Source organism: uncultured Tenacibaculum sp. (genome assembly GCF_947502995.1).
Classification (GTDB): Bacteria; Bacteroidota; Bacteroidia; order Flavobacteriales; family Flavobacteriaceae; genus Polaribacter.
Map to the genome: position 1 here is coordinate 64980 of NZ_CANNBW010000008.1, position 25863 is coordinate 90842.

Annotated in this window: 13 protein-coding genes; 3 read left to right on the plus strand and 10 right to left on the minus strand. The window is 30.4% G+C overall.

Annotated elements, in window-relative coordinates; genetic code table 11:
• Nucleotides 1-4: 4 nt before the first annotated feature.
• The 4 genes from Q1A46_RS08060 to Q1A46_RS08075 form a co-directional block, all read right to left on the minus strand.
• Nucleotides 5-6412 carry an alpha-2-macroglobulin gene (locus tag Q1A46_RS08060; RefSeq protein WP_299676449.1) on the minus strand — a complete coding sequence of 2136 codons (6408 nt, stop codon included), beginning with the start codon at nucleotides 6410-6412 and terminating at the stop codon, nucleotides 5-7.
• Between the two features lie 159 nt (nucleotides 6413-6571).
• Complete coding sequence (locus Q1A46_RS08065) at nucleotides 6572-8632, minus strand: OmpA family protein (protein ID WP_299676452.1); 2061 nt, start codon at nucleotides 8630-8632, stop codon at nucleotides 6572-6574.
• Nucleotides 8633-8642: 10 nt separating this feature from the next.
• Nucleotides 8643-9593 (minus strand): type IX secretion system membrane protein PorP/SprF, encoded by a 951-nt coding sequence (locus Q1A46_RS08070; RefSeq protein WP_299676455.1) that lies wholly within the window; start codon nucleotides 9591-9593, stop codon nucleotides 8643-8645.
• Between the two features lie 9 nt (nucleotides 9594-9602).
• Nucleotides 9603-12506 carry a gliding motility-associated C-terminal domain-containing protein gene (locus Q1A46_RS08075; protein WP_299676458.1) on the minus strand — a complete coding sequence of 968 codons (2904 nt, stop codon included), beginning with the start codon at nucleotides 12504-12506 and terminating at the stop codon, nucleotides 9603-9605.
• 114 nt (nucleotides 12507-12620) lie between these two features.
• Here Q1A46_RS08075 and murC point away from each other — a divergent pair, with 114 nt between their 5' ends.
• The gene (gene murC / locus Q1A46_RS08080; protein ID WP_299676461.1) at nucleotides 12621-13973 is read left to right on the plus strand and encodes a UDP-N-acetylmuramate--L-alanine ligase; all 1353 of its coding nucleotides are present in this window, start codon (nucleotides 12621-12623) and stop codon (nucleotides 13971-13973) included.
• On the opposite strand, the gene Q1A46_RS08085 is transcribed toward murC, so the two are convergent.
• The 4 genes from Q1A46_RS08085 to Q1A46_RS08100 all read right to left on the minus strand — a co-directional run bounded on the left by Q1A46_RS08085 (nucleotide 13957) and on the right by Q1A46_RS08100 (nucleotide 19730).
• Complete coding sequence (locus Q1A46_RS08085; protein WP_299676464.1) at nucleotides 13957-15009, minus strand: nucleotidyltransferase family protein; 1053 nt, start codon at nucleotides 15007-15009, stop codon at nucleotides 13957-13959. The two genes, murC and Q1A46_RS08085, sit on opposite strands and share 17 nt — an antisense overlap.
• Entirely contained in the window at nucleotides 14999-16129 is a 1131-nt protein-coding gene (locus tag Q1A46_RS08090; RefSeq protein WP_299676467.1) for a hypothetical protein, read from the minus strand. The genes Q1A46_RS08085 and Q1A46_RS08090 overlap by 11 nt, the downstream gene beginning before the upstream one ends.
• A 63-nt stretch (nucleotides 16130-16192) precedes the next feature.
• A complete protein-coding gene (locus tag Q1A46_RS08095; RefSeq protein ID WP_299676470.1) occupies nucleotides 16193-17119 on the minus strand; it encodes a septum formation inhibitor Maf in 927 nt (308 codons plus the stop codon).
• A 55-nt stretch (nucleotides 17120-17174) separates the two neighbouring features.
• A complete protein-coding gene (locus tag Q1A46_RS08100; protein WP_299676473.1) occupies nucleotides 17175-19730 on the minus strand; it encodes an ATP-dependent Clp protease ATP-binding subunit in 2556 nt (851 codons plus the stop codon).
• A gap of 299 nt (nucleotides 19731-20029) precedes the next feature.
• Between Q1A46_RS08100 and gyrA the strand changes: the two genes are divergently transcribed.
• Together gyrA and Q1A46_RS08110 are read left to right on the plus strand one after the other, a co-directional pair.
• Entirely contained in the window at nucleotides 20030-22519 is a 2490-nt protein-coding gene (gyrA, locus tag Q1A46_RS08105) for a DNA gyrase subunit A (protein ID WP_299676476.1), read from the plus strand.
• A gap of 32 nt (nucleotides 22520-22551) precedes the next feature.
• On the plus strand, nucleotides 22552-23796 hold the full coding sequence (locus Q1A46_RS08110; protein ID WP_299676479.1) for a tetratricopeptide repeat protein: 1245 nt from the start codon (nucleotides 22552-22554) through the stop codon (nucleotides 23794-23796).
• Between the two features lie 57 nt (nucleotides 23797-23853).
• Here the strand turns inward: Q1A46_RS08110 and Q1A46_RS08115 are convergent, their stop codons facing one another.
• Both Q1A46_RS08115 and Q1A46_RS08120 read right to left on the minus strand, forming a co-directional pair.
• Nucleotides 23854-24621: a C40 family peptidase gene (locus Q1A46_RS08115; protein WP_299676481.1), complete on the minus strand. Its 768-nt coding sequence runs from the start codon at nucleotides 24619-24621 to the stop codon at nucleotides 23854-23856.
• 18 nt (nucleotides 24622-24639) lie between these two features.
• On the minus strand, nucleotides 24640-25815 hold the full coding sequence (locus Q1A46_RS08120) for an acetyl-CoA C-acyltransferase (protein WP_299676484.1): 1176 nt from the start codon (nucleotides 25813-25815) through the stop codon (nucleotides 24640-24642).
• Nucleotides 25816-25863 lie beyond the last annotated feature (48 nt).

Here is a 25863-nt window from a genome sequence, read left to right on the forward strand (position 1 = left end):
CAAATTATTTTATTGAAACACGAACTCCTTTAGAATGACTTGTAAATTCTGGTGCATACATACTCTGTATAGTAGTTATACCGTTACTAAAATCACCTTTATTATTTACACGAACGTCATATTCAAAAACATAAACTCCTTTAGGCAAACGATCAAAGAAAAAGTGTGTTGCTGCATCTTTGGTACTTTCATAATAACCTAAACCATCTTGCCATTTGTATTTTGATAATACATTAACAGGTTCAAAAGCTGCAGCTCTCATATCTTTCATATGAATGAATTCCATATTTCTATCAACTTTTAATTCAATTCTTACAGTAACCAAATCACCAATTTCTAAATCAGTTTCAGATAGTTTTTTTAATTCTTTACCTGTATCAGAATTTATCTTCTTAAATAATTTTTTAGTGATTTGTAAAGGCGTTTTAGCGTGTGTGATTTTTTCCAAATCTTCAAAATATTGCCAGTATAATCCACCCCAGGCAATACCTTTATTGTTTTTAGTTAAAGTAACCTTTGCTTTATCTGGAGTAACTTCTTTTCCGTTCCAAGAAGTTTTAAAATAACCTGTTCCAGCTTCAATTTTAGTGTTTTCAAGTTGAGTTGGATCGATAACTTTATTTCCAATAGTAACAGTTACTAACTCGTCTGAAGCAAGCCAATTTGTGCCTTGTAAAAGTAACGCATAAATTGCTTCTGAGGTTGATTTTGTAGTTTTCCAACGATTTACTTGTTTGTTTTTAAGTAACCAAACTTTTAAGTTGTCAATAATTTTAGTGTCATTTTTAATTTCAGCAAAAACTTCAATTAATAAAGCTTGAGTTTCTACAGGCGCTTGATGCCAATACCAACCTGCTTTATTCTCTTTCCAATACATTCCTAATTCTTCTGAAGTAATACTGTTTTCTTCCAAAGATTTTAAAATCAAATTGGCAGATTTTTTATTGCCATTTCTAAATTGAATCAAAGCATTTAAACCTTTTCCATATAAATTAAAATTATTCCAATATTTTGCAGCTTGTTTAGTGTAATAATCAATAGCTTTTTTAGTTTTCTTTGAAGTTTTATAATCTTTAAAGAAACTTTTCATGTATAAATACTGAAGTTCGAAATAACCGATATGTTGTTGAGCTAAAAATTTATCATATGCTTTTTTATTTTTAGAAGCTTTTACACGTTTAGCACTATCTAAAAGTAAATTATATTGATATTCAATGTGTTCATCTAAAAATTGAATAGCGTTTACAATCATGTCTTCTGAAATTGCACCTTCATTTGTCACTCCAAGTTTTTGTAAATGACCGAATCCTGTTACGATGTGATTTGTAATGTACGGACTAGCATAGTTTGATCCTTTAAACCATGGAAAACCACCATTTTCCATTTGCATGAGTTGCAATTTGTTAATTGTATTACTTTGCTCATTTTGCATTTTGTTTAAATCGAAAAGTAAAGCAATACGTTTCTTTTGTTCATTTTCAGATTGTGCATCGCGTAACCACGGTGTTTCTTGAATGATTAGTGATTTTAATTCTTGATTTTTTTCTAGATTACTGATTAAAGTCTCACTGTTTTTCCATTGATTGAATACATTCTGAATTTTAGGATTACTATTTGCAATAAAACTAGCTAATGTATTAGCATAATAACGAGAAAAAGTTTGTTCTGCACATTCATGTGGATATTCCATTAAATATGGAAGTGCCTGAACGGCTTCCCAAGCAGGATTAGAAGTAACCTCTAAACTTAGTTGATGATGTTTTAATGTTATAGAACTATTATTCTTTAATTTTTCTAATGTAAATGTTTTAGTCTGGTTTCCTCTTACCCACATTGGTAGAGTTTCTGTAACCAACATTCGATTAGAAAGTACAGGAAGTACATTTTGTTCTCCGTCACTAAATTGGTCTGCTTGTGCTACAATTTTATATTCAACAGCTTGAATTGTTTCTGGAATAACTAGGTTCCAAGATACATTTGTGTTTCCGTTACCATCTACAGAAAAACTTTTTTGTACTTGTTTGTTTTGTAAATCAGTATCAATAGCTTTTCCTGTGATAGCATCAGTTAAAATTAATTGACTTACTCCTTGAAGTGTTTTATCGGTTAGATTACTAATTTTAGCACTAATTGTAATTTGATCTTTTTCACGTAAAAAACGAGGTGCATTTGGTACAACCATTAATTCTTTTTGAGTTACTGTTTCTAAAACTTCAGTAGAAGAATGTAATGCTTTAGTGTGTGCTAGTAATTGTAGTTTCCATTTTGTTAAGGCTTCTGGCATTGTAAATGTAAAAGAAACATCTCCGTTTTTATCAGTTAACAATTTAGGATAGAAAAAAGCTGTTTCTTGTAAGTTTTTACGTGCTTTTATTGTTTTTAAATCTATTTGTTTAGAACTCAAGCTATCTTTCGAAAGTCCGCTAGCCAAACCATCTTCGACATCATTTTGTTCAGTTATAATTGCGTTAGCTTGTTTGCTTCTTACTTTTTTAGAAGGAGCAGCATTTCTGACATCTAATCTTTTTACAGCTGATGCAGAAATTGCAGTTCTTTCTGTTCTTTCACCATATCCTGTAACAACAACTTCTTCTAGTATGTTATCACTTTCCATGAAAATATCGAGTTTTGAAAAGCTTTTTACTGGAACTTCTACAGTTTTCATTCCAACAAAACTGAATAATAGAACATCACCATTGTTAACTTTAATCGAGAATTTACCATCAATATTACTTTCATCTCCATTAGTTGTTCCTTTAACTAAGACAGAAACACCTGGTAGAGGTCCGCTTTCATCACGAATTATACCTGAAACAGTACCAGTAAAACTTCCTGATTTCTTAATTTGTGTTGGGCGATCTAATCGACTTAAATATTGTCTATTTACCCAACTACTATTGTTAAAACTAAAACCAAACCAATTAAAACTATCGTATTTTAAAGAAGGATAATTAGTGTAATTGTTATGATTTAAATTTTGAAAAGCAAAACGTGTAGTTCCAAAACCTCTTGAACTACTTGAGCTAGAACTATAATATTTAGGTTCGTCAATAGGGTAAAAATCCCATAGGTGATCTTTAAATTGATCTAGAGAAGCATCATACATTCCGGCTAATAATTCGGCTGTTACTTTTTCTTTTTTAGCTCCTTTTATTGTGAAAGACCAAGTTTCTTTTTGTCCAGGTTGTAATTTATCTCTAAAGGTTTTAGTTATAATTTCTAAATCTGTATTTGGATAAGGAACATCAATAATTTGTCTTCCTTGTTTAAAATCATTGTAATTTACCAGATGGTAATGAACGCCAAACCCTCCTAAGTCTTCTTTTGTAACAGGTATTTCAATGGTTTTACTGTTTTTGTCTAAATGTATATAGTGAGAAGCAATTACTTCATGTTTTTTTTCTACAAACAACATCACAGTAAGATCATTAGAGTTTGTGCTTACAGTTATTTTAGCAGTTTCTCCAATCTTGTATGATTTTTTATCTGTTCTAAAAGTAAATAGTTGATTATCTACAGGGACTTTGTCTCGATCTGAAAATACAGTGAAATAACTTTTATCACTCACAGCTTGTCCGAATTTATCTTTTGAAGATAACTCTATAACATAACTTCCTGAAATCCAATTTTTAATTTTTTTAAGTGAAATTTCTTTAGCTTTTTCAGTATTAAATTTTTCATTAAAAATTAAATCTCCTTTTTCCCAATACCTGCGATTATTTTCATCTTTATACGGATCGTGAGGAAATTTTTCTTCAAATTCTTGTTGAGAAATGGTTTGGTAATCAGGACTCATCCAAGGTCTTTGTCTTAAAGGATGTTTAGGTGCTTTTAATTTATAGATTTTTATTTCACCAACAGCAGGAACAAATTCACCATTTAAATTTTTACTATCAATTTCAAAAGAATGTTTTTTATCATTCTTATTTAGTTTGTCATCAATACTAATAGTCGCAACTAAACTATGATAACCTACTTTTACTATAGTAGTTTTACTTCTAGTTTCTCCGTTAAGATCGGTAACATCTGCTGTGATTTCATAATTAAAAATAGGTAACTGATCTTTAGCTACACTTTCATCTGGTAAAGCTTTAAAAGTAATTTCAAACTCTCCTTTATCGTTAGTAGTCACTTCACCATTTCTTATTTCTTGCGATTCAGAACTGTTAAAAGAAGGACGATACCAGTAATACCAACGAGGAAATTGCACTTTTCTATGAACACGGTAAGTGACTTTTGCATCAGTAATATTAGTTCCTGCATAAGATTTTGCAAAACCAACAACTTTAATACTATCATACATTTTGAAAGAAGTAGTAATTGGTTTAAAATTAGTTTCGAATTTAGGTCGTTTGTATTCTTCAACCGAGATATATTCATAACTTCTTCTTCCGTTTATGGTTGTAACGATTTGAAAACTTCCAGTTAATCCGGAATTTGGAAGTATAAATTCTCCTGATGCAGAACCAAATTCATTCGTTTTTAATCTTAATGTATGCAACGTAACATTGTTAACATCTTTAATTGCTACTTCAATATTCTGATTCGCAATTACTGTTGATTTATTTTTAAACTTTTCTAAAGAAATACTTTTAAAAAATACAGTTTGTCCCGGTCTATAAATGCTTCTATCTGTAAATAAAAAAGTTTCGGTTTGTCTTGTAGATTCATGAAAATCGTTATACAATCTTCTTAAATATAGATTATCTATTAATACGACATCATTCTTGTATGTGATTTTAGCAGTAACATTTCCATAATAATCTTTTGGATTATATTTTATTTCTCCATTTGCATCGGTGAAATATGAAACATTAATACTTTTTCCATGTCTTCTTTTTTTATTGCTGAAGTTTACTAGAGCTTTTTCTATAGGTTTACCAGTATTTCTATCAACAACTTGATAAACCGTTGTTCCAGTTTGAATTCTTGTTACTAAAGTTAAATCTGAAACTTGAAAAGAAGCAAAACCATAAATGTTTTTATGATTTAATTCTTCGCTAATTGAGGCAACAAGTATATATGTACCTTTTTCTTGTTTAGGAATAATAACTTCATTGGTATGACTTTGATAATCGAATTCGTTAGGAAGTTTTTGAGACCAAGTATTTATTTTTTTTAGTTCGTTAATACGACTAATCTGTATTTTATTAGGAAATGATCTCTTGATTTCTTCTAATTCTTTTTGGCTAACTTTATATATAGAAAAATGAAGTTGATCGATATTTTTATAGTTTACTAAAACTCTAGAAAATGTTTGAGAAGGAATATATTCTTCAGCAGTAATTGAAATGTTTTTCTTCTTTATTTTTAATTTTAATAGCTCACTTTTATCCGCAGCAAAGCTTTTTGGAAACTTTTGAATAATAGCATTACAAAGCTTTAAAGCTTCTTGGTTTTTAAAACGTAAAGATTTGTTTTTGCTCTTTGAGTTTCTATATTTATTAGCATCATTATGATGCTTGTACGCAATTTCAAAAGTATATAAACCAGAGGCTTCGTGTGAATTAAATTTCTTTTCAGAGTCTAATAAAGTTTTTAAGTATAATTCATTTTTTTCTGAAAAAGTAGCTTTAGATTTTACAAAGTTTAAACGTTTTAAATCGACATCTACTAAAGCATTGGTATTTTGTTTTAGTAAATGGAAAGCAATTAAATCTTGATAAATTTTTAAGGCATTGAATTGTAAAGACAATTTATCTTTACTGTCTAATTTTAACGAAGCATATTGTTCGGCTTCAGAAATTAGTTTTTCGTCTGCTACTTTAAATTGATAGGTAGGTTTAGTAATTCTTGTTTCATCAGTTTCATAAAAACTTAAAGCATTATGTGCTAAAAAATCATATAATGTTGGGCGATATTTTTCCGAGTTTTTTTCTTTAATAAGTAAAGAATGAAAAGTTTTAATATCAATATTCTGAAGTTCGTTTTTCTGTGCTAATGAATTTTGAAATTCTAAATGAATTTCGGCAAAAAGTGTTTCTAAATCCCAAGTTCTAAAATCAGACTCATCAACTTTAGAAGCTGTTTTCGTTCTTTGATAAAACTTCCATCTATTACTTTGAAAATATTGCCAATACATATTGGCAAGAATATTTTGTAATACGTTTTTTGTAGGAGTGTTGCTTTGGTTTATGTGTTCTTTAAACTGAGAAATAATTTTTAATTGTGCATCCTCATTTAAAGTCAACGAAAACTTGCTCTTATATAAAAGTGTTTTTACAATTTGAGGAGCATTCTTTTTCTTTTTTGCTTGCTTGTATATTTTTTCAACAACTTTTAATGCAGACTTAGGCTGATTAAATAATTCAAAATGATGCACTTCTTTCCATAACTTTTCATAGTTATTTTGTGCAGATAATACGGTAGAGAAAAACGTAAGCATTAGTATTGCAATCGATTTATTTTTCATGGTTTGATTTTTAATACTTTTTTTACAAAGTACTCAGATAGGTTCAATATACTAAAGTTTAAATAAGTAAACTAGTTAGATATTTAAGTTAAACTATCTTTTTATTTAGTGTATGAATTAAATCAATTGCTATACCAATTTTTGATAAAACAAGAAGAATTATAAAATTTTCTTTACAATAAATTCACATCTTCTATTTATTTCATGTTGTTCTTCTGTACAAGATTCTTCGGTTTTACACTTTACAAGAGGTTGTGTTTCACCATAACCAATTGCAGAAATTCTATCAGGTTCAATACCGCTTTCCATGAAATACATACGAACTGCTGTTGCTCTTTTTTGAGATAATTCTAAGTTATAACGATTATTACCTCTTATATCTGAATGTGTTCCTACCTCAACAATCATATCAGGGTATTTTTTCATTAAATTAATAACTCGATCAATAGCTTTTTTACTATCTCGTCTTAAATACCATAAATTATAATCGAAACTGATTTCGTCTGTCTTAATAACTATTCTATCTTTTTGCTTTTCTATATCTTTTTCTTTTTCAACGATTTCTTTTCGTTTTTTATCCTTTACAAATTTTAGCTTCTCAGCATTTTTTAGTTTTAATTCTTGTTCTTTCTTTAGTTTTAAAGCAAGCACTTCTCTTTTTTCTTTCTCTATAATTGCTAAAGATTTTAAAGTCATTGAAGCATCGTTGTCTTTATTTCTAACTTTCTTTAGAAGTATTGTTTTTTGATTGGCTTTGTATCCAACTTTAGAAGCTTTAACAGTATAAGTAGTTTGGCAATTAACTTTGAACTTGAATTTTTCACTGTTAGAAGTGTTTATCTTCGTGATTTCTTTTTGATTTTTATCTACTAAAATCAATTGTACATCATTAAGAATTACACCTGAATCTTCATCAGTAATTAATCCAGAAATTAATTGAGAACAAGGTTCAATTTTTAACGGCTTTTGTTCTATTATTTTATAAATGTCATCACTTCCTTTTCCGCCTTTTCTATTAGAAGCAAAGAAACCTTCTTTAGTTTTAGAGTTAATATTAAATGAAAAATCATCATAACCAGAATTTACAGGAAATCCGATGTTATCAGGTTTTGATATTTTTCCATCAGAAATTGAGCAAACAAATACATCTAAAGATCCAAAACCAGGGTGACCGTTAGAAGAAAAATAGAGTTTATTGTCTTCGCTTATGTAAGGAAATTGCTCTTTGTTTGGAGTGTTTATTTTTTCTCCTAAGTTCCTTGGTTTTCCAAAACTTCCGTCATAATCAATCGTTACAGCATATAAATCAAATCCACCAAATCCACCAGGCATGTCAGAAGCAAAATATAAAGTTTTTTCATCTGAGCTTAAAGCAGGATGTTCGGTAGAGTAGGTGTTAGAATTAAAAGATAGTGAAGTGATGTTTTTCCATTCATTATCAATAAATTCTGCTTTGTATAGTTGAACGTGAGTAACTTTTTTATCGTCTGTATTTCTTTTTCCTTTTACTAAATTATTTCTAGTGAAGTAAGCTGTTTTTCCGTCTTTGGTAAAGATGATATTAGACTCATGTAGTTTAGAGTTAATTTTCTCTGAAAAAGGTTGTGCTATACTGTCTCCTAAATAAATTTGATTAGTATTAACTTGATAAATATCTAAATAGTGTTGTCCATTCCATCCAAAACGTTTTCCGTAAATTTCTTTTCTTGGAGCAGCAAATATGATAGAATTACCAGTTTGAATTGCACCAAATTCAGAATCAGGAGTATTAATACCTAAATTTTCTATAGAAAAGCGATTGCCTAAAGCTTCAATATTTTCTAGATATTCAATTTCTTTTTGAAGTTGAGTGTATTTGGTTTCATCTTTAGTTTTATAGTAGTTCAGTAAAACATTATTTGCTTTCTTATATTCACCTAATGCTTTTAATGAATTTGAAAATCGATGATAATAAATTTCAGGAACAACTTTATGGTAATTTTTAAGTAAGTAGCGATAATTTACAGTTGCTTTTTCCATGTTATATGTATAGTAGTAAGCATCTGCTAGATTTTTTATTGCTTCAAAACTTTCTCTTTCTTTTAAAGCTTTTTCATACAAAGGAATAGCTTCGGTATAAAATGTTCTTTCAAAATATTTATGCGCTCTTTTAAGAGATTGACTTTGAGAAAAGCAAATAAAAACAGAACTGAATAGTAGTAAAAAACTTATTTTCTTCATAGTAACCTTTTTAAAAGAATCTTGGTGATTTGTCGTATCCTTTTTTTAATCCCAATGTGTCAAAATCAAACAATAGCATGAATTCATGAGTTCCAGAATTAAAGCTTCCTAAGTTATTTGTGGTGTAATCGAAAGCATATCCCATTCTTAAAGAGTCGAATACACGAAAGTTAAACATTAGACTCACAGCGTCATTAACTCTATAAGCTAAGCCTGCTTCAAATTTGTCATTATACAGAACATTTACAGCTGTATCTAATACAATTGGAGATCCTTTTACAGCTTTGGCCATAAATGATGGCTTTAATTTAAAAAGATCAGAAACTTGAAAAACATAACCACCATTTACAAACAAATGAATTTCTTCGCCACCAATACTGTTTAATCCATTATTTTCTTCAAAATGTTCTCCTTTGACTAAGTTAGGAATAGCAGCTCCGATATAATATGTATCAGTAAAGTAAAATAAACCTGCTCCAAAGTTTACAAAAGTTTTATTTTGGTTTTCAAAAGCTAAATCAGTAGGGATGAAACCAGAACTTATATTTTCATCAGGAAACCTGAAATTATTGAAGTTGGTGTTGAAACTAGTAAAACCAGCTTTTAAACCAAATGATAATTTATGCCCTTCAGCAATGTTTATTATATAGGCAAAGTCTGCATAAAAATTATTTTCTTTTAAAACTCCATCACCAATGTCGTCTGTAACTACAGATATACCAGCTTCTATATTATTATTTAAAGGTGCATGTACAAAAAAGTTATAGGTTTTAGGTGTTCCAACTGCAGAAGTCCATTGTCTTCTATGCATTACACCAAAATTTATAACTCCTAAATCATTTGTAACGTACGCAGGATTTACAATATTTTGGTTATACATGTATTGTGTGTATTGAGGATCTTGTTGAGAAAAGAGCTCAAAAAAGGAACAAATACAAATAAGATATATTAATTTTTTCATTAGCTATTTTTATTTACTTAAGTAAATTCTTCCTTGTTTAGGTTTTAAGTTGTCTTTATTGTAGTTAAGTATATAAAAGTAAACACCACTAGTAACTTCCGATCCAGAAGCGTTTTGTCCATTCCATTTTGGATTATCAATGTTTCCTTTAAATAAAGATTGCCCGTATCTGTTAAAAATTTCTAATTCGTAATTCGGATAGAAAAATTCAATAAAAGGAATATAAAAATCATCGTTAGTTCCGTCGTTATTTGGAGAAAATCCATCAGGAATAAAGAAGTCATAGTCTTCCGGGTTACAATCTGATAAATCGATAGTTATTGCAGTTCTTTCTCCTTCACAACCAGTTGTCGGATCTACATAAACAGCAAAGTAAGTAGTATCTTGTTCAATAGGATCGTTTTCACTTAATTCATTTCCGCCTTCATTGGCATCATACCATAATAAATCATACCCACTAACAATTGTGATTTCTGAAGCAATATCAGTTAAAGTAGGATTGTTTAATCCACAACGTTGTGTATCACCAGTAAATTCGGGAGTAGGAGGAGTAATAACAGATGCAATAAATTCTAATCGTTCATGATGTTCACAGTCATCTATTTTTGAGACAGCAAAATAACTTTTATTATTCTCTATAATTGTTGAAGAATCTAATATAGATCCTGCAGTATTAGCATCATACCAAATAATAGTACCAGTAGAAACGGATGCATTAAAGTCAGTTAGAGTAGGATTATCTAAACCACAAAAAGTAGGATTAGTATCAGTAGAACTAACCATTTCCGTTGTTATAATTTTGATGGTTACTACAGAACGATCTGAACTTTCACAACTATTGTTAAGATCACTAGCTGTTACAAAATATGTTTTTCCTTCCTCTAAAGCTGTATTTACATCTAAAGGAGTTGTAGTACTGGAATTTTCATACCAAGTTAGATTTTCTCCTTCATCTACAGTAATATTATTTAGAGTTGGTTGATTAGGAAAAAAATCTGACAAACATAAAGTTTGGTTCTCTTCTAAAACGGGAGCATCAGGAATTCCATTTATAGAGAAAGATTCTGTGAGTTCGAATTCAAATTGTGTTCTACAAGGATCAGTATCATTTTGTACACTTTTTAATAGTACATTGTAATTTCCTTGAGCTAATCCAGAAATATCTACATTGAAATTTGCATTTCCTCCTGAGAAAACAATTGTATTTTCTATAAGTTTAGTAGAACTATTTAATTCTGTAACCTCATAAGTGATAGTATATTCACCACTACTTAAATTAGGAGCATCAATTAAGATTTTCATGTCTGTAGCATTACAAGCGTTATCTACTTGTAGATCGAGAGTAATGTCTTCAGGAACTCTTTTGATGGTAAAAGTTTCTTCAACACAGTTTAAACCAATAGCTGTTGGAGAAGTTATATCGATTGTGTATTCTGCTATTTGTTGTGGGAAAGGTGAAAAATCTAAAGATAAAGTAGCTTTTCCATCAGTAAATAAGACATTTAAATCGTTGACTACAATTAAATCAGAATTAACATTATTAGAAACTATATAGCTAAGTGTGTGTTCACTGTTGGTGATTGTTCCATCATTGTTGGTTAATTCAGAAATTTCGATATCTATTATATTAGTATCGAAACAAATGTCCTCTACATTAACTTTTGCGTTATAAATTGTAAAGTCAAACTCTTCAACGGTATATGTGTCGCAAATAATATTTCTGATATCTTTTATAGCCACGGTTCTTATGGTGTAGCTTCCAGAAGATAAAACAGATGAGTTAAGCTCAAATTCGTATTCAAATAACGTTCTTGTACCTAGATCATCATCAAAAACAGAAAAGGTAACATCATTTTGTGTACCTGAATATACTACTACTCCAGTATTTTTATCTATTATTTCATAGTCTATATTATAAACCATTTGAGCTTCTTCAGAGCCTTCATGTATAATTTTAATAGTTGTGTTTTCTATATCACATAACTTTTCAACAGAGAATTTTCCAGAAACTTCAGGAATAAAAATATTGACAGTACTTGAAACTTTAGAACAAACTCCATGGATTGGAAAAACAGTATAAGTAAAAGAATAAAATCCAGGTCCAAAATCGTTGTAAATTTGCTCAACATTGATAATGTGATCAGTTAAAGAAGTAATTTGTCCAGTGGTATCATTGTCTGACCAAATACCATCACTATCATTACCCGCTAAATAATCAAATAAATTTAAATTGCTATAGATACTTAAATCGTCAGTGTCGCAAATATTAAGATCAGAAGCAATTCCTGAATCAGAAGCTCTGTGAACTTCTAATACGATTGTAGCTGTTCTAGAGGGACACGAATCTACTGCGTCTACAGTGTAAGTTAGTGTATGTGTTCCACGACCAGCAACTGTTGCATTAAAGAAATTACCATTTAAAGCAATGGGCGGAGTTCCTGTACCAACATTCCAGGTTCCATTAATATCGGAACTTAAACTAAGTAAATCGTTATCTAAAAAAGAGAATAAATCTACAGCAGTATCATCTTCACAAGCATTTGCTCCTCCATCTATATTGTCTTCACCAGGATATCCTCCTAAGAAAACCGTTACAGTAGCACTTTCACTACAATCATCATTCGTATAAATGAATTTATGCTCACCAAAACGATTGATACTCCATAGGTTTAATATTCCCGTACTAGAATTTAAAGCAAATCTATTTACAGGATTTTCACTAGTCCATGTTCCTCCTGTAGTAGGTGAACCGTTTAATTGATTAAAAAGGTTAAAACGTTGGTAATTAGTGTCTGTTTCTTTATTGCAGACAGTTACAGAAGCGTCACTTCCTGCACATTGGGAATAAGAGAAAAACACGTTTAAAAAAACTACTATAAGTAGATAAGGTAGAATATTTGGTTTGATTTTCATTTTTACAAAAGCAATGGCTGTGTGTCACAAAACTACTATAAATTTTATAGAGTACAATTATTTAAATATTACGATTAAGTTTGACTATTTTAGCCAATCATTATAAGAGATCTGATGAGAGTACATTTTATAGCAATAGGAGGTAGTGCAATGCATAATTTAGCTATCGCATTACATCAAAAAGGATATCAAGTAACTGGAAGCGATGATACTATTCACGATCCTTCTAAATCTAGATTAGAAGCCAAAGGTTTATTGCCTGAAAATTTTGGTTGGTTTCCCGATAAGATTAATAAAGATCTTGATGCTATAATCTTGGGAATGCATGCCAAAATTGATAACCCAGAATTAATAAAAGCCCAAGAATTAGGTTTAAAAATTTATTCTTATCCAGAGTTTTTATATGAACAATCGAAGCATAAAACTCGTGTAGTTATTGGAGGTTCTCATGGGAAAACTACAATTACTTCAATGATTTTACATGTTTTAAACTACCATGATAGAGAAGTTGATTACATGGTTGGTGCACAGTTAGACGGGTTTGAAACAATGGTGCACTTAACAGAGGAAAATGATTTTATTGTTTTAGAAGGAGATGAATATTTAAGTTCACCAATAGATCGAAGACCAAAGTTCCATTTGTACAAGCCAAATATTGCATTGTTAAGTGGAATTGCTTGGGATCATATCAATGTGTTTCCAACTTTTGAAAATTACACAGAGCAGTTTCAGGTTTTTACAGATTCATTAGTAAATGGAGGTATTATGGTTTACAATGAAGAAGATGAAAATGTGAAAAAAGTAGTTGAAAACTCTACAAATTCTATAAAAAAATATCCATATAGTTTGCCTGAACATTTTATAGATAGTGGGATTACTTATTTAAATACGTTAGAAGGAGATTTGCCTTTAGATGTATTTGGGGATCATAATTTGCAAAATATAGCTGGAGCTAAATGGATCTGTCAGCATATGGGAGTAGATGAAGAAGATTTTTACGAAGCTATTATGTCTTTTAAAGGAGCGAGTAAAAGATTAGAAAAAATAGCAGAGAATGATTCTACTACTATTTTTAAAGATTTTGCACATTCACCTTCTAAGGTAAAAGCTACGACTTCAGCTGTTAAAGATCAATATGGAAATAAGAAACTTATTGCTTGTTTAGAATTACACACCTATAGTAGCTTGAATGCAGATTTTTTATCAGAATATAAAAATACTCTTGATAAAGCAGATGAAGCTATTGTGTTTTATTCTCCGCACGCAGTTAAAATTAAACAATTAGAAGAAGTAACAGAAAAACAAATAGCAGATTCTTTTCAAAGAGAAGATTTAGTGATTTTTACTAATACAATTCAGTTTAAAGAATATTTGTTTAAAAAGAATTTAAAAGATTCTGTTTTATTGTTAATGAGTTCTGGTAATTATGGTGGTTTAGATTTTAAAGAGATTAAAAATATGATTTAATTCTTTTTATCATATAAGTAAAGTATTCTTTTCTATAGAATGCTCTAAGGAATTTATTGGAAATAGATAGAAAGCGTATTTTGTTTTTTGTTTTACTTCGATATCTTTTTCTAAATTCATTATCGTCAATTAATTTTAGGAATAACTTGGTATAGTCATTCGTTTTTTTGTTTTTTTTGAAAGTTATAAACTCAGAGTTGGTAGTTATTTTAGTTGCTGCGAGGAAATTATTTAAATGAGGAAAAAGTTTTTTATTAGAACTTAAAGTATTTGTATGTGTATCTGCTTTTTGAGATAATAAGTATAAATCATATACATTTCTTAGTGAAATGTCATTATAGTATTGTCCATGATCATTTATTTGTTTGGCTATTATAGTAAGTTTTACTTGATCAATGTAGTTTAAAAAATGAAAATTATCCTTTTTAAATAAATTAGAGCTTATAGTTTTATAATTAAAATCTTTAGCAAACTTAGGAATAGTCATCTCTTTATGAACTTCAATTCTTGAAATCTTATTTTTATGGACAAGAGGAGAGAGGTGTCTGTGAATTTCAGAATAATCATTGTGCGTTTTTTTATATGAAGCTTTAATAATTATTTCGTATGCTTCAAACACTTCTTTAGTAGAAAAGAGAATGTCAATATCTCCAACCATTCTCTCAGCAATATCGTTATACAGACCTTCAAGTAAATTACCTGTTCCTTTTAAAAAAATAGGAGTGATATTATGAGAAAGTAACAATTCATTAATCTCTTTGGCTTGCTGAATTATTTGTGTATTACGTTCTCGATTTAAATCAGTAATATGTTTCATATATCCGACCAAATCTTCAGGTAAATATTTTAAAAAGTCAGCTTTTCTTAAATTACAATATAAAGCAGGAAAAACATAATGTTCTGTACTAAGCTTAACAACATTGTTCCAATCAACAGTATTGTTTTTTAAATGATCTTCTACAATACGTTTATTATGAGCTTCATGATTTATAGTTAAACACTTTCCAACAAAAAATAATGTTTCTTTATATGTCATCGTTAAGTAAATTTTTAATGGTTTTTACCATTTTTTCATTATCAGAGTAAGTTAAACGATAACATTTGGTATTCGAGAACCATTTCAAAAATACTTTTACATTTTCAGGTTTACTTGAAATCCAAGAATCTGGGACTAGCTGTTCGAAAGCTTCTAATTTAGAAATAGAATTAAAGTCTAAATCACTATTTTTCTCATATTTAATAAAAACAAGATCGTTGCAAGGCAAGTTGTAATCAGAGGTGTTTGTTTTTGGAGGTAAAAAACGAACAATTTTATTTAATCTTTTGAAATGAAACTCAGCAGAAGTTTCTAATTCAGGATACATAGGTAGTAAAGTTTCCAAACTATTTTTCTTTATAGAAATCGCAGAAGGAAATGTATAAACATTTTGTTTGTTAATATCTATAGGAACAAAGTCATCGGCTAAACAAGTTAAACCGTTTGCTTGTAAAATTGCTAGAGATGTGCTTTTTCCGTTACCGGAATCACCTAATAGAAGTAAAGATTTATTTTTATTACCTAATCCTGAAGCATGAAAAATTCCCATCCATTCATCTTCTGGTTTGTTGTGTATATATTGAACAATATACATTGAGAACTTTCCTTGAAAATAATGAATATCTTTTCTATGCCAAGAACCAATATGATTATCATCTATTAACAGATGAGTGATATTATCTTCCGTAAAAACTTGAAAATGATAATCATTGTCTGTTTGGTGTTCAATTTCTAAATGGGAAAATTTAGGATGGACTAAATATTCTTCAAATTCAGAAAGAAAATCTACTTTAAAAACTAAGTTGTTTATTTTGTAGAATTTGGAAATTAGAAAAGTTGGAATTTTGTATTCTCTGTTTATTTTACTTAAATCTTCATTATTCTTAATGTTGGGTAAATAAACATTTGAATAAATCTTTTCAGTGAAATCTATGGCATCATCAAAAGAAACTTCAAGTTCTTGTTCAAGCTCTTTACTTATCTCTTCAATCGAGATTCCTTCATTTAGATTAAAAATTATTTCAGCTACTTTATTTTCTAATACGATGTATTGATTAGTATCAGAAAACCAAACAACTGATTTGTTTTCAATGTTTTCTCTAAGTAATGTAGTTTTCATTCCCATCGGGGTAAAAATAACTAAAAACCTCAAGAATACTCTTGAGGTTTTTTATTTATTTAGCTATTTCAAGTTTAATTTATTTCTCCAGATAGAATCTTTATTTTGATTTTTATTCCAATAGTCAACTTTAATAGTTTTCATTAAGGAAGCTTCGGTAGTCAATATTTTCTTGTTTTTTCCATAACCACTATTATGTGATTCTTTCCAGCTCAATATTTTATGAGGAAAAGAAGATTCAAAACTGATTTGTAAAGTTCTGTCGAGTTTTGGGTATGAAATTTTATAAGTTGATATATCTTCTGATTTATTAAATTCAGTATTTGCGATATAGCTTTTAAATTCTTTGTGTTTAGAATTTAAAAAAAAGAAAGAAGGTATAATTTCTAAATCTCCAGCAGGAAGTAATTCAGGGTTTAGTCGGATTAAAGACCATAAATCATCTTCTAAAAGCACTTTTTTGATTTTTTTATTTAGAAAAGATGCTCCTTCAAAATATGAATTAAAGTTTAAAAGAAGATGGTCTTTATTGTTTTTCATTTCAACATAAGTCATACCGCACCATTCTTGTATTGATGAAGCTATCTTAAATGAATAATTATCTTTTTCGAAAGGGAAAAATGTACTATTCATCATTGAATAAGGATAAATTCCAGTATTAAACTTCTTGTTCATGTTTAATTTTAGAATAGGAATATTATTGGAGTTAGGATAGTCTGCCTTAGTGTTAGATGTTTGAGAAAATGGTTCGGTGACAAAAATCAAAGTAGCAGTTCCTTCATGTATTTCTCCATATCTTGCTTGTGAAAGCTTGTAGCTTGAGATTTCAGCATTACCATCATACCAATATTTTTTTGTTTCAGGAGATACAGCTCTTGTTTTTTCTATAGTTATTGCTGAGTGTTTAATTTCACTTGCGTTTGAATTTATGCATGAATATATCGTAAAAGCTATAAATATTGAAGTTATAATAGTTGCTAATCTTTTCATTTTTAAAATATATAAATAAAAAACCCAAGTTGATTAACTTGGGTTTTAGGTGTTTTTATTCTTCGTCTATTTCAGTTCGAGTTTCTTTGGGTTTTTCACCTTTTTCGATTTTTATAGTTAAGCGTTTAGTTTCTTCGCTTAGATCCATAAAAATAGAGTCACCTTCATCTAGTTTAGAATTTACAATTTCTTCAGCTAAAGCATCCTCAATGTATTTTTGAATAGCTCTCTTTAAGGGTCTTGCTCCGTATTGCTTATCAAATCCTTTATTAGCTATGTAGTCTTTAGCTTTTTCAGAAAGATTTAAATGATAACCTAACTCTGAAATACGAGATAAAAGTTTCTTTAATTCGATATCAATGATCTTATGAATATCTTCACGCTCTAGAGAGTTAAAGATAATTACATCATCAATACGATTTAAGAATTCAGGAGCGAATGATTTCTTAAGTGCTCCTTCAATTATACTTTTAGCGTGTTCGTCTTCTTGATCTTTCTTAGATTTAGTTCCGAAACCAACTCCACCACCAAAATCTTTTAATTTTCTAACTCCAATGTTAGAAGTCATGATAATAATTGTGTTTCTGAAGTCGATTTTTCTTCCTAAACTATCAGTGATATGTCCATCATCTAAGATTTGTAAAAGCATATTAAATACATCAGGATGTGCTTTTTCAATCTCATCTAAAAGAACAACAGAGTAAGGTTTACGACGAACTTTTTCAGTTAACTGTCCACCTTCTTCGTATCCAACATAACCTGGAGGTGCTCCAATTAACCTTGAAATAGCAAATTTCTCCATATATTCACTCATATCAATTCTGATTAATGATTCTTCAGAATCGAAAAGTTCTTTAGCTAAAACTTTTGCTAATTGAGTTTTACCAACTCCAGTAGAACCTAAGAATATAAATGAACCAATAGGTTTGTTAGGGTCTTTTAAACCAACTCTATTACGTTGAATTGCTTTAACTACTTTTGTAACGGCTTCGTCTTGACCAATTACTTTTCCTTGAATTAAAGAAGGTAATTCGGCTAAACGATTACTTTCTGCTTCTGCAACTCTATTTACAGGTATTCCTGTCATCATAGAAACAACTTCAGCTACATTATCTTCGGTTACAGTTTCTCTATGTAATTTAGAATCCTCTTCCCATTGTTGCTGAGCAGAATCTAAAGCAGCTTCAATATTCTTTTCATCATCTCTTAATTTTGCAGCTTCCTCATATTTTTGTCCGCTAACAGCTTTAGTCTTACGTTGTCTGATCTCTTCAAGTTTAGCTTCTAATTCTAAGATTTGTTGAGGAACAACAATGTTTGTAATGTGAATACGAGATCCAGCTTCATCTAAAGCATCAATAGCTTTGTCAGGTAAGAAGCGATCTGTCATGTACCTATTCGTTAATTTTACGCAGGCTTCAATAGCTTCATCGGTAAATTCAACATTGTGGTGTACTTCATATTTTCCTTTAATATTGTGTAGGATTTGAACAGTTTCTTCTACTGTAGTAGGGTCAACCATTACTTTTTGAAAACGACGTTCTAATGCACCATCTTTTTCAATGTTTGTTCGGTATTCATCTAGTGTAGTTGCACCAATACATTGAATTTCTCCACGTGCTAATGCAGGTTTAAGCATATTAGATGCATCTAAAGAACCTGTTGCTCCACCAGCTCCAACAATCGTATGAATTTCATCAATAAAAAGAATAATGTCATCATTCTTTTCTAATTCATTCATTAAGGCTTTCATTCGTTCTTCAAATTGCCCTCTGTATTTTGTTCCTGCTACAAGACTAGCTAAATCTAGAGAAACGATTCTCTTGTCAAATAAAATTCGAGACACTTTTCTGTTTACAATTCGTAAAGCTAAGCCTTCAGCAATTGCAGATTTACCAACTCCTGGCTCTCCAATTAACATAGGGTTGTTTTTCTTACGTCTACTTAATATTTGAGATACGCGTTCAATTTCTTTTAATCGTCCAACAACAGGGTCTAATTTTCCGTTTTCAGCCAAAGCTGTAAGATCTCTACCAAAATTGTCTAAAACAGGGGTTTTAGATTTTTTATTGGCTTTACTTCTTGGGTTTTGTTGTTGTCCATAAGGTTCAGATTTGTCATCAGCAAATTCATCTCCTGGAGTTTCAGCAATTGGATTAATTGGTAACTCTCCGTCATCATGTAAGCCTTTGTATAAGGCTTTTGCTTGATCATAATCTACATCGTACTTCTGAAGTAACTTAGTTGTAGGGTCATTTTCATTACGTAAAATGCATAATAGTAAATGAGCTGTATCAATAGCGTTACTTTGGTACAATTTAGCTTCTAAAAAAGTAGTTTTAATTGCTTTTTCAGCTTGTCTAGTGAGGTGTAAGTTATTTTTTTGATTAAGTTCATTAGCTGAAACAGGATTTAATCTTTCCAGTTTATTGCGAACTAAATCTAAATCAATATCAAAAGTTGATAATATATCTATAGCTTTTCCATCTCCTTTTCTAATAAGTCCAAGTAAAAGATGTTCTGTGCCTATGAAATCATGGCCTAATCGTAAAGCTTCTTCTTTACTAAAAGTGATAACATCTCTAACTCCTGGTGAAAAATTTTCGTCCATAAATTAATTTCTTTTGTTGTAAAGTTAGTAAGAATTTTTGTAGAAAAATTACAAAAACAGTGCCAGTAAAAAAAAAAGACAAAAAGGCAGGTTGTTGTAAATAAAATAGTCTTAAAAAAATTCTTTTTAATTGTTAATAAATATAATGAAAATAAAATAAGAAAACTTGGCAAGTTTTAGTTAAAATAATATCTTGCGTTGCTTATCGAGGCGATTAAGTTATAACGAAAAGTGAATTTTATGAGTGTAAAATTCACTTTTTTATAAAACAAATACTAATTTTTTAAAAAAAGATTAATATGGCAGATGGTGAAAAGTTGATTCCAATCAATATTGAAGAGCAAATGAAGTCGGCCTACATTGATTATTCAATGTCGGTAATTGTTTCTAGGGCTCTACCTGACGTAAGAGATGGGCTAAAGCCTGTACATAGGAGAGTGTTGTTTGGAATGCATGAATTAGGTATTAGATCTACAGGAGCATATAAAAAGTCCGCAAGAGTAGTAGGAGAAGTATTAGGGAAATATCACCCACATGGAGATACTTCAGTATATGATTCGATGGTACGTATGGCTCAAAACTGGAGTATGCGCTATATGATGGTTGATGGACAAGGGAACTTTGGTTCAGTTGATGGTGATAGCCCAGCGGCAATGCGTTATACCGAGGTAAGAATGCAGAAGATTTCTGAGGAAATGCTTTCAGATATCGAAAAAGAAACTGTAGATCATAAGTTAAACTTTGATGATACTTTACAAGAGCCAACTGTATTACCAACGAGAATACCAAATTTACTAGTTAATGGAGCTTCAGGAATTGCTGTAGGTATGGCAACTAACATGGCTCCTCACAATCTTACTGAAGTAATCAATGGAACTATAGCATATATAGATAACAGAGATATAGAGATTGATGAATTAATGCAGCATATAAAAGCTCCTGATTTTCCTACTGGAGGTATTATATATGGTTACGATGGTGTAAGAGATGCTTTCCATACAGGTAGAGGACGTATTGTTATGCGTGCGAAAGCTACTATAGAGGAAGTAAAAGGAAGAGAATGTATTATAGTTACTGAAATTCCTTACCAGGTTAACAAAGCAGACATGATTAAGAAAACTGCTGACTTGGTAAATGATAAAAAGTTAGAAGGAATTGCAAGTATTCGTGATGAGTCGGATCGTAAAGGAATGAGAATTGTTTACGTTTTAAAACGTGATGCTATCCCTAATATCGTTCTTAATAAGTTGTTTAAGTATACGCAATTACAAACTTCTTTTAGTGTAAATAACATTGCACTTGTAAAAGGAAGACCTGAGCAATTAAACTTAAAGCAGTTAATCCATTATTTCGTTGAACATAGACATGAAGTAATTGTTCGTAGAACACAGTACGAATTAAAGAAGGCTGAAGCTAGGGCTCATATTTTAGAAGGTTTAATAATAGCTTCTGATAATATAGACGAAGTAATTGCTATTATAAGAGGTTCTGCAAATGCTGATGAAGCTAGAGAAAGCTTAATAAAACGTTTTGAATTAACTGAAATTCAGGCAAAAGCTATCGTTGAAATGCGATTACGTCAGTTAACAGGACTAGAACAAGATAAGTTAAGAGCTGAGTATGACGAAATCATTAAAACGATTACTGATTTAAAAGATATTCTTGCAAATGAACCAAGAAGATATCAGATTATTAAAGATGAATTGACTTTAATAAGAGATAAATATGGTGATGAAAGAAAATCTACTATTGAATATGCAGGAGGAGATATGAGAATTGAGGACATGATTCCTAATTCTAAAGTTGTAGTAACTATTTCTCATGCAGGATATGTTAAGAGAACAAACCTAGACGAGTATAAAGTACAAAATAGAGGTGGTAGAGGACAAAAAGGAGTTACTACTAGAAATGAAGATTTCTTAGAGCACCTTTTCGTTGGAACAAACCATCAACATATGCTTTTCTTTACTCAGAAAGGTAAAGTATTCTGGATGCGTGTTTATGAAATTCCAGAAGGAGGTAAGAATACTAAAGGAAGAGCTATCCAAAACCTTATCAACATTGAACAAGATGATAAAGTAAAAGCATTTTTAGTTACTGATGATTTAAAAGATGAAGATTACATCAATAGTCATTATGTAATTATGGCAACAAAGAAAGGTAAAGTTAAAAAGACTCCTTTAGAACAATATTCAAGGCCTAGAGCTAATGGTATTAATGCTATTACTATTAAAGAAGGCGATGAGTTATTAGAAGCTAAATTAACAACAGGAGATAGTCAAGTTATGTTGGCATTACGATCTGGAAAAGCAATTCGATTTGAAGAAGAGAAAACTAGACCGATGGGAAGAACAGCTTCTGGTGTTCGAGGTATAACTTTACAAAGTGAAGAGGATGAGGTTGTTGGAATGGTGTCTGTAAATGACATGGAAAGTAATATTCTGGTTGTTTCTGAAAAAGGTTATGGTAAGCGTTCTAAGTTAGAAGATTATAGAATTACTAATAGGGGAGGAAAAGGTGTGAAAACATTGAATATTTCCGAAAAAACAGGTAATTTGGTGGCCATTAAAAATGTAGACGATTCTAATGATTTAATGATAATCAATAGGTCGGGAATTACGATTAGAATGGCTGTGGAAGATTTAAGAGTTATGGGAAGAGCTACACAAGGTGTAAAACTGATTAATATTAAGAATAATGATAGTATTGCAGCAGTAGCCAAAGTTATGCATGAAGAGGAAGAAGATGAAAATGGCACGGAAATTGAAAACCAAATTAATGAGAATTAAAGAACTGTATAACAATAACTAAAACAATAAAAATGAGAAAACAAGTTTTAGCACTTTCTTTAGGTTTAATGACAATAGCCTCTTTCGGACAGAAAAAAGAGCTAAAATCTATGGAGAAAGCCCTAAATAAAAATGATTTTAATGGAGCACTTACCATAGGTAATTCTCTTAAGAGTACGATAGAAAGCGCTGACGATAAGTATAAAACTAAATATTACTTTTTAACTGGTCAAGCATTATTAGGAGTTAAGAAGTACGAAGAAGCATCTAGTTCTTTTAATCAATTATTTGATTACGAGAAAAAAATAGGTAAAGAGCGTTATACTTCTGAAGCTAGACCAATGTTAAATAAGATTATTCAGTCGGTTTCTGATAAAGCAATTGGTTTTTACAATAACGATAAAAACTTTGGAGAAGCTGCTAAGTATTTCTATTTAACATATAAATTGAGTCCTACTGATACTTCTTTTGCATATAATGCTGCAGTTAGTGCTACGCAAGCTAAAGATTATGACACAGCTTTAAAATACTACAAAGAGTTAGAAAAAGTTGGATATACTGGTAAAGAAGTGATGTATTTAGCTACTGATAAAGCTACAGGTGAAGAAAAAAACTTAGGGACTAAAGATAATAGAGATCTTATGGTTAAAACAGGTGGTTTTATTAAGCCTGTAGATAAAACTTCTGAAGGAAAGTTTGCAATTATTAAGAAAAATATTGCGCTAATTTTAAAAGAGCAAGGTAAGACAGAAGAAGCTATTGCTGCAATGTCTGCTGCAAGAAAAGCATTACCTGAGGATTTAAGTTTACTTTTAAATCAAGCTCAATTGTATATTGACTTAAACCAAATGGATAAGTTTGGAGAGTTAATGAATGAAGCTGTTAGTTTAGATCCAAACAATCCTACTTTATATTATAACTTAGGAGTTGTAAATACGAATCAAGGAAGAAGAGATGATGCTATTAAGTATTACAAGAAGGCAATCGAGTTAAAGCCTGATTATGCTGATGCTTATATGAATTTATCTGCTGTGATCTTAGAAGAGGAAAAGACTATAGTTGAAGACATGAATAAAAACTTATCAAACTTTAAAAAGTATGATCAGTTAGCTTTAAGACAAAAAGAAGTTTATAAAGAAGCTTTGCCATATTTAGAAAAAGCTGATAGCTTAAATCGCAGTGTAGATACTGTTAAATCTTTAATGAGTATTTACGAAGTTTTAGAAATGGGAGCGAAAGCGAAAGAATTTAGAACTATATACAAGTCAATGAAGTAATTCATTGTTTGACAATAAAATAAAAAAGGATAGTTGAAAAACTATCCTTTTTTATTTTTATACTATTTTCTTTATGACTCGTAATTTATGAGTATGTTGCTGTGTATCGATATTATAAATACCACTATGATCTAGTTTGTCAATTCTTACTTTACCATGTGCGTGAATAATGTTGTAATCATTCATTACAATACCTACGTGAGTAATAGTTCCTTCTTCATTATCGAAAAATGCTAAGTCACCAGGCTCACTTTCTTCAATAAAGCTTAAAACATCTCCTTGAGTAGCTTGTTCACTTGCATCTCTTAAAAGTTTAAAGCCACATAATTTATATACGGTTTGAGTAAAACCAGAGCAATCGATACCAAAAGGAGTTTTTCCTCCCCATAAATATGGAACATTTAAAAAGTGATACGCAGTTTCAACGATGGAATTTTTATTTAGTACGCCATGGTTAACTTTTCCTTCATAAGAAAATTTCTTATCGTTTAAAGAAAAGCTATTATCCTTATAAAATGGAAGTCTAGCGCCCAAAGGAACAGTGGTTAAATTATTGTCTTTATCAAAGATAAAATCAATTAATTCTCCTGAATAATATTGTTCTTGACTATTTAACTGATGGTACAGTTCTTCGGATATATTTTCATATTGTTTATTATCAATATATCCCTCATAACCATCGTAAGAAAGCTTTATTTTGCTCCATTTTTTATACTTCTCAAGAACAGTAAAATGTTCACCGAAAACCAATTGATTTACCATTTCAGATACATCAGTAGGTTCCAGTCGAAGCGGTACAATACTTAAATTACAAATTCCGTACAAATAGAAAATCTTTATATTTTAGATTCTTTCAATAACCATTGCGCTAGCACCACCACCACCGTTACAAATACCAGCAGCACCAATTTTAGCGTCGTTTTGTTTTAATATAGATGTTAAAGCAATAACAATTCTAGCTCCAGAAACACCTAATGGATGTCCTAAAGAAACAGCTCCACCATTAACATTTACTTTATCTGCAGATAAACCTAAAATTTTTGTATTGGCTAAACCTACAACAGAAAAAGCTTCATTTAATTCAAAATAATCTACATCTTCAATCGCAACACCAGCTTTTGCTAAAGCTTTAGGTAATGCTTTTGCTGGTGCAGTAGTAAACCATTTAGGTTCATGAGCGGCATCAGCATATCCTTTAATTCTAGCTAAAGGAGTAATTCCTAATTCTTGAGCTTTTTCAGCAGACATTAATACTAACGCTGCACCTCCATCATTAATTGTAGAAGCATTAGCAGCAGTAACAGTTCCTTCTTTAGTGAAAGCAGGACGTAAAGCTGGAATTTTCTCCATTTTTACATTCTTATATTCTTCGTCTTCACTAAAAATAACTGGTTCACCTCTTCTTTGAGGAATTTCAACAGGAACAACTTCGTCTGCAAATTTTCCTTCGTTCCAAGCTTTAGCAGATCTATTGTAAGACTCGATAGCAAAGTTATCTTGATCTTCTCTTGAGAAATCATATTCTACAGCACATTCATCAGCACAAACTCCCATTGCAACTTGTTCGTAAGCATCTACTAATCCATCTTTCTGCATTCCATCTTCCATTTTTACTGGTCCAAACTTAGTTGCAGATCTTGCATGTTGATAATGAGGAATCATACTCATATTTTCCATACCACCAGCAACAACTATATCAGCATCACCTAAAGCGATAGCTTGAGCTCCTAGCATAATTGATTTCATTCCAGAAGAACAAACTTTATTTACTGTAGTACAAGGAACTGTATCTGGAATTCCAGCTAAAATAGCTGCCTGACGAGCAGGAGCTTGTCCTAAACCAGCAGAAACAACATTCCCCATAAATACCTCATCAACCAATTCTGGTTTTAAATTAATTTTATCTAAAGCGCCTTTAATCGCTACCGAACCTAATTTTGGAGCAGGAGTTGTTGATAAAGTTCCTAAGAAACTTCCAATTGGAGTTCTGGCAACAGAGGCTATAACTACTTCTTTCATGTTAAATTTGTTTGCTTTTTGTTATGCGAAAATAACTATTTTATGAGA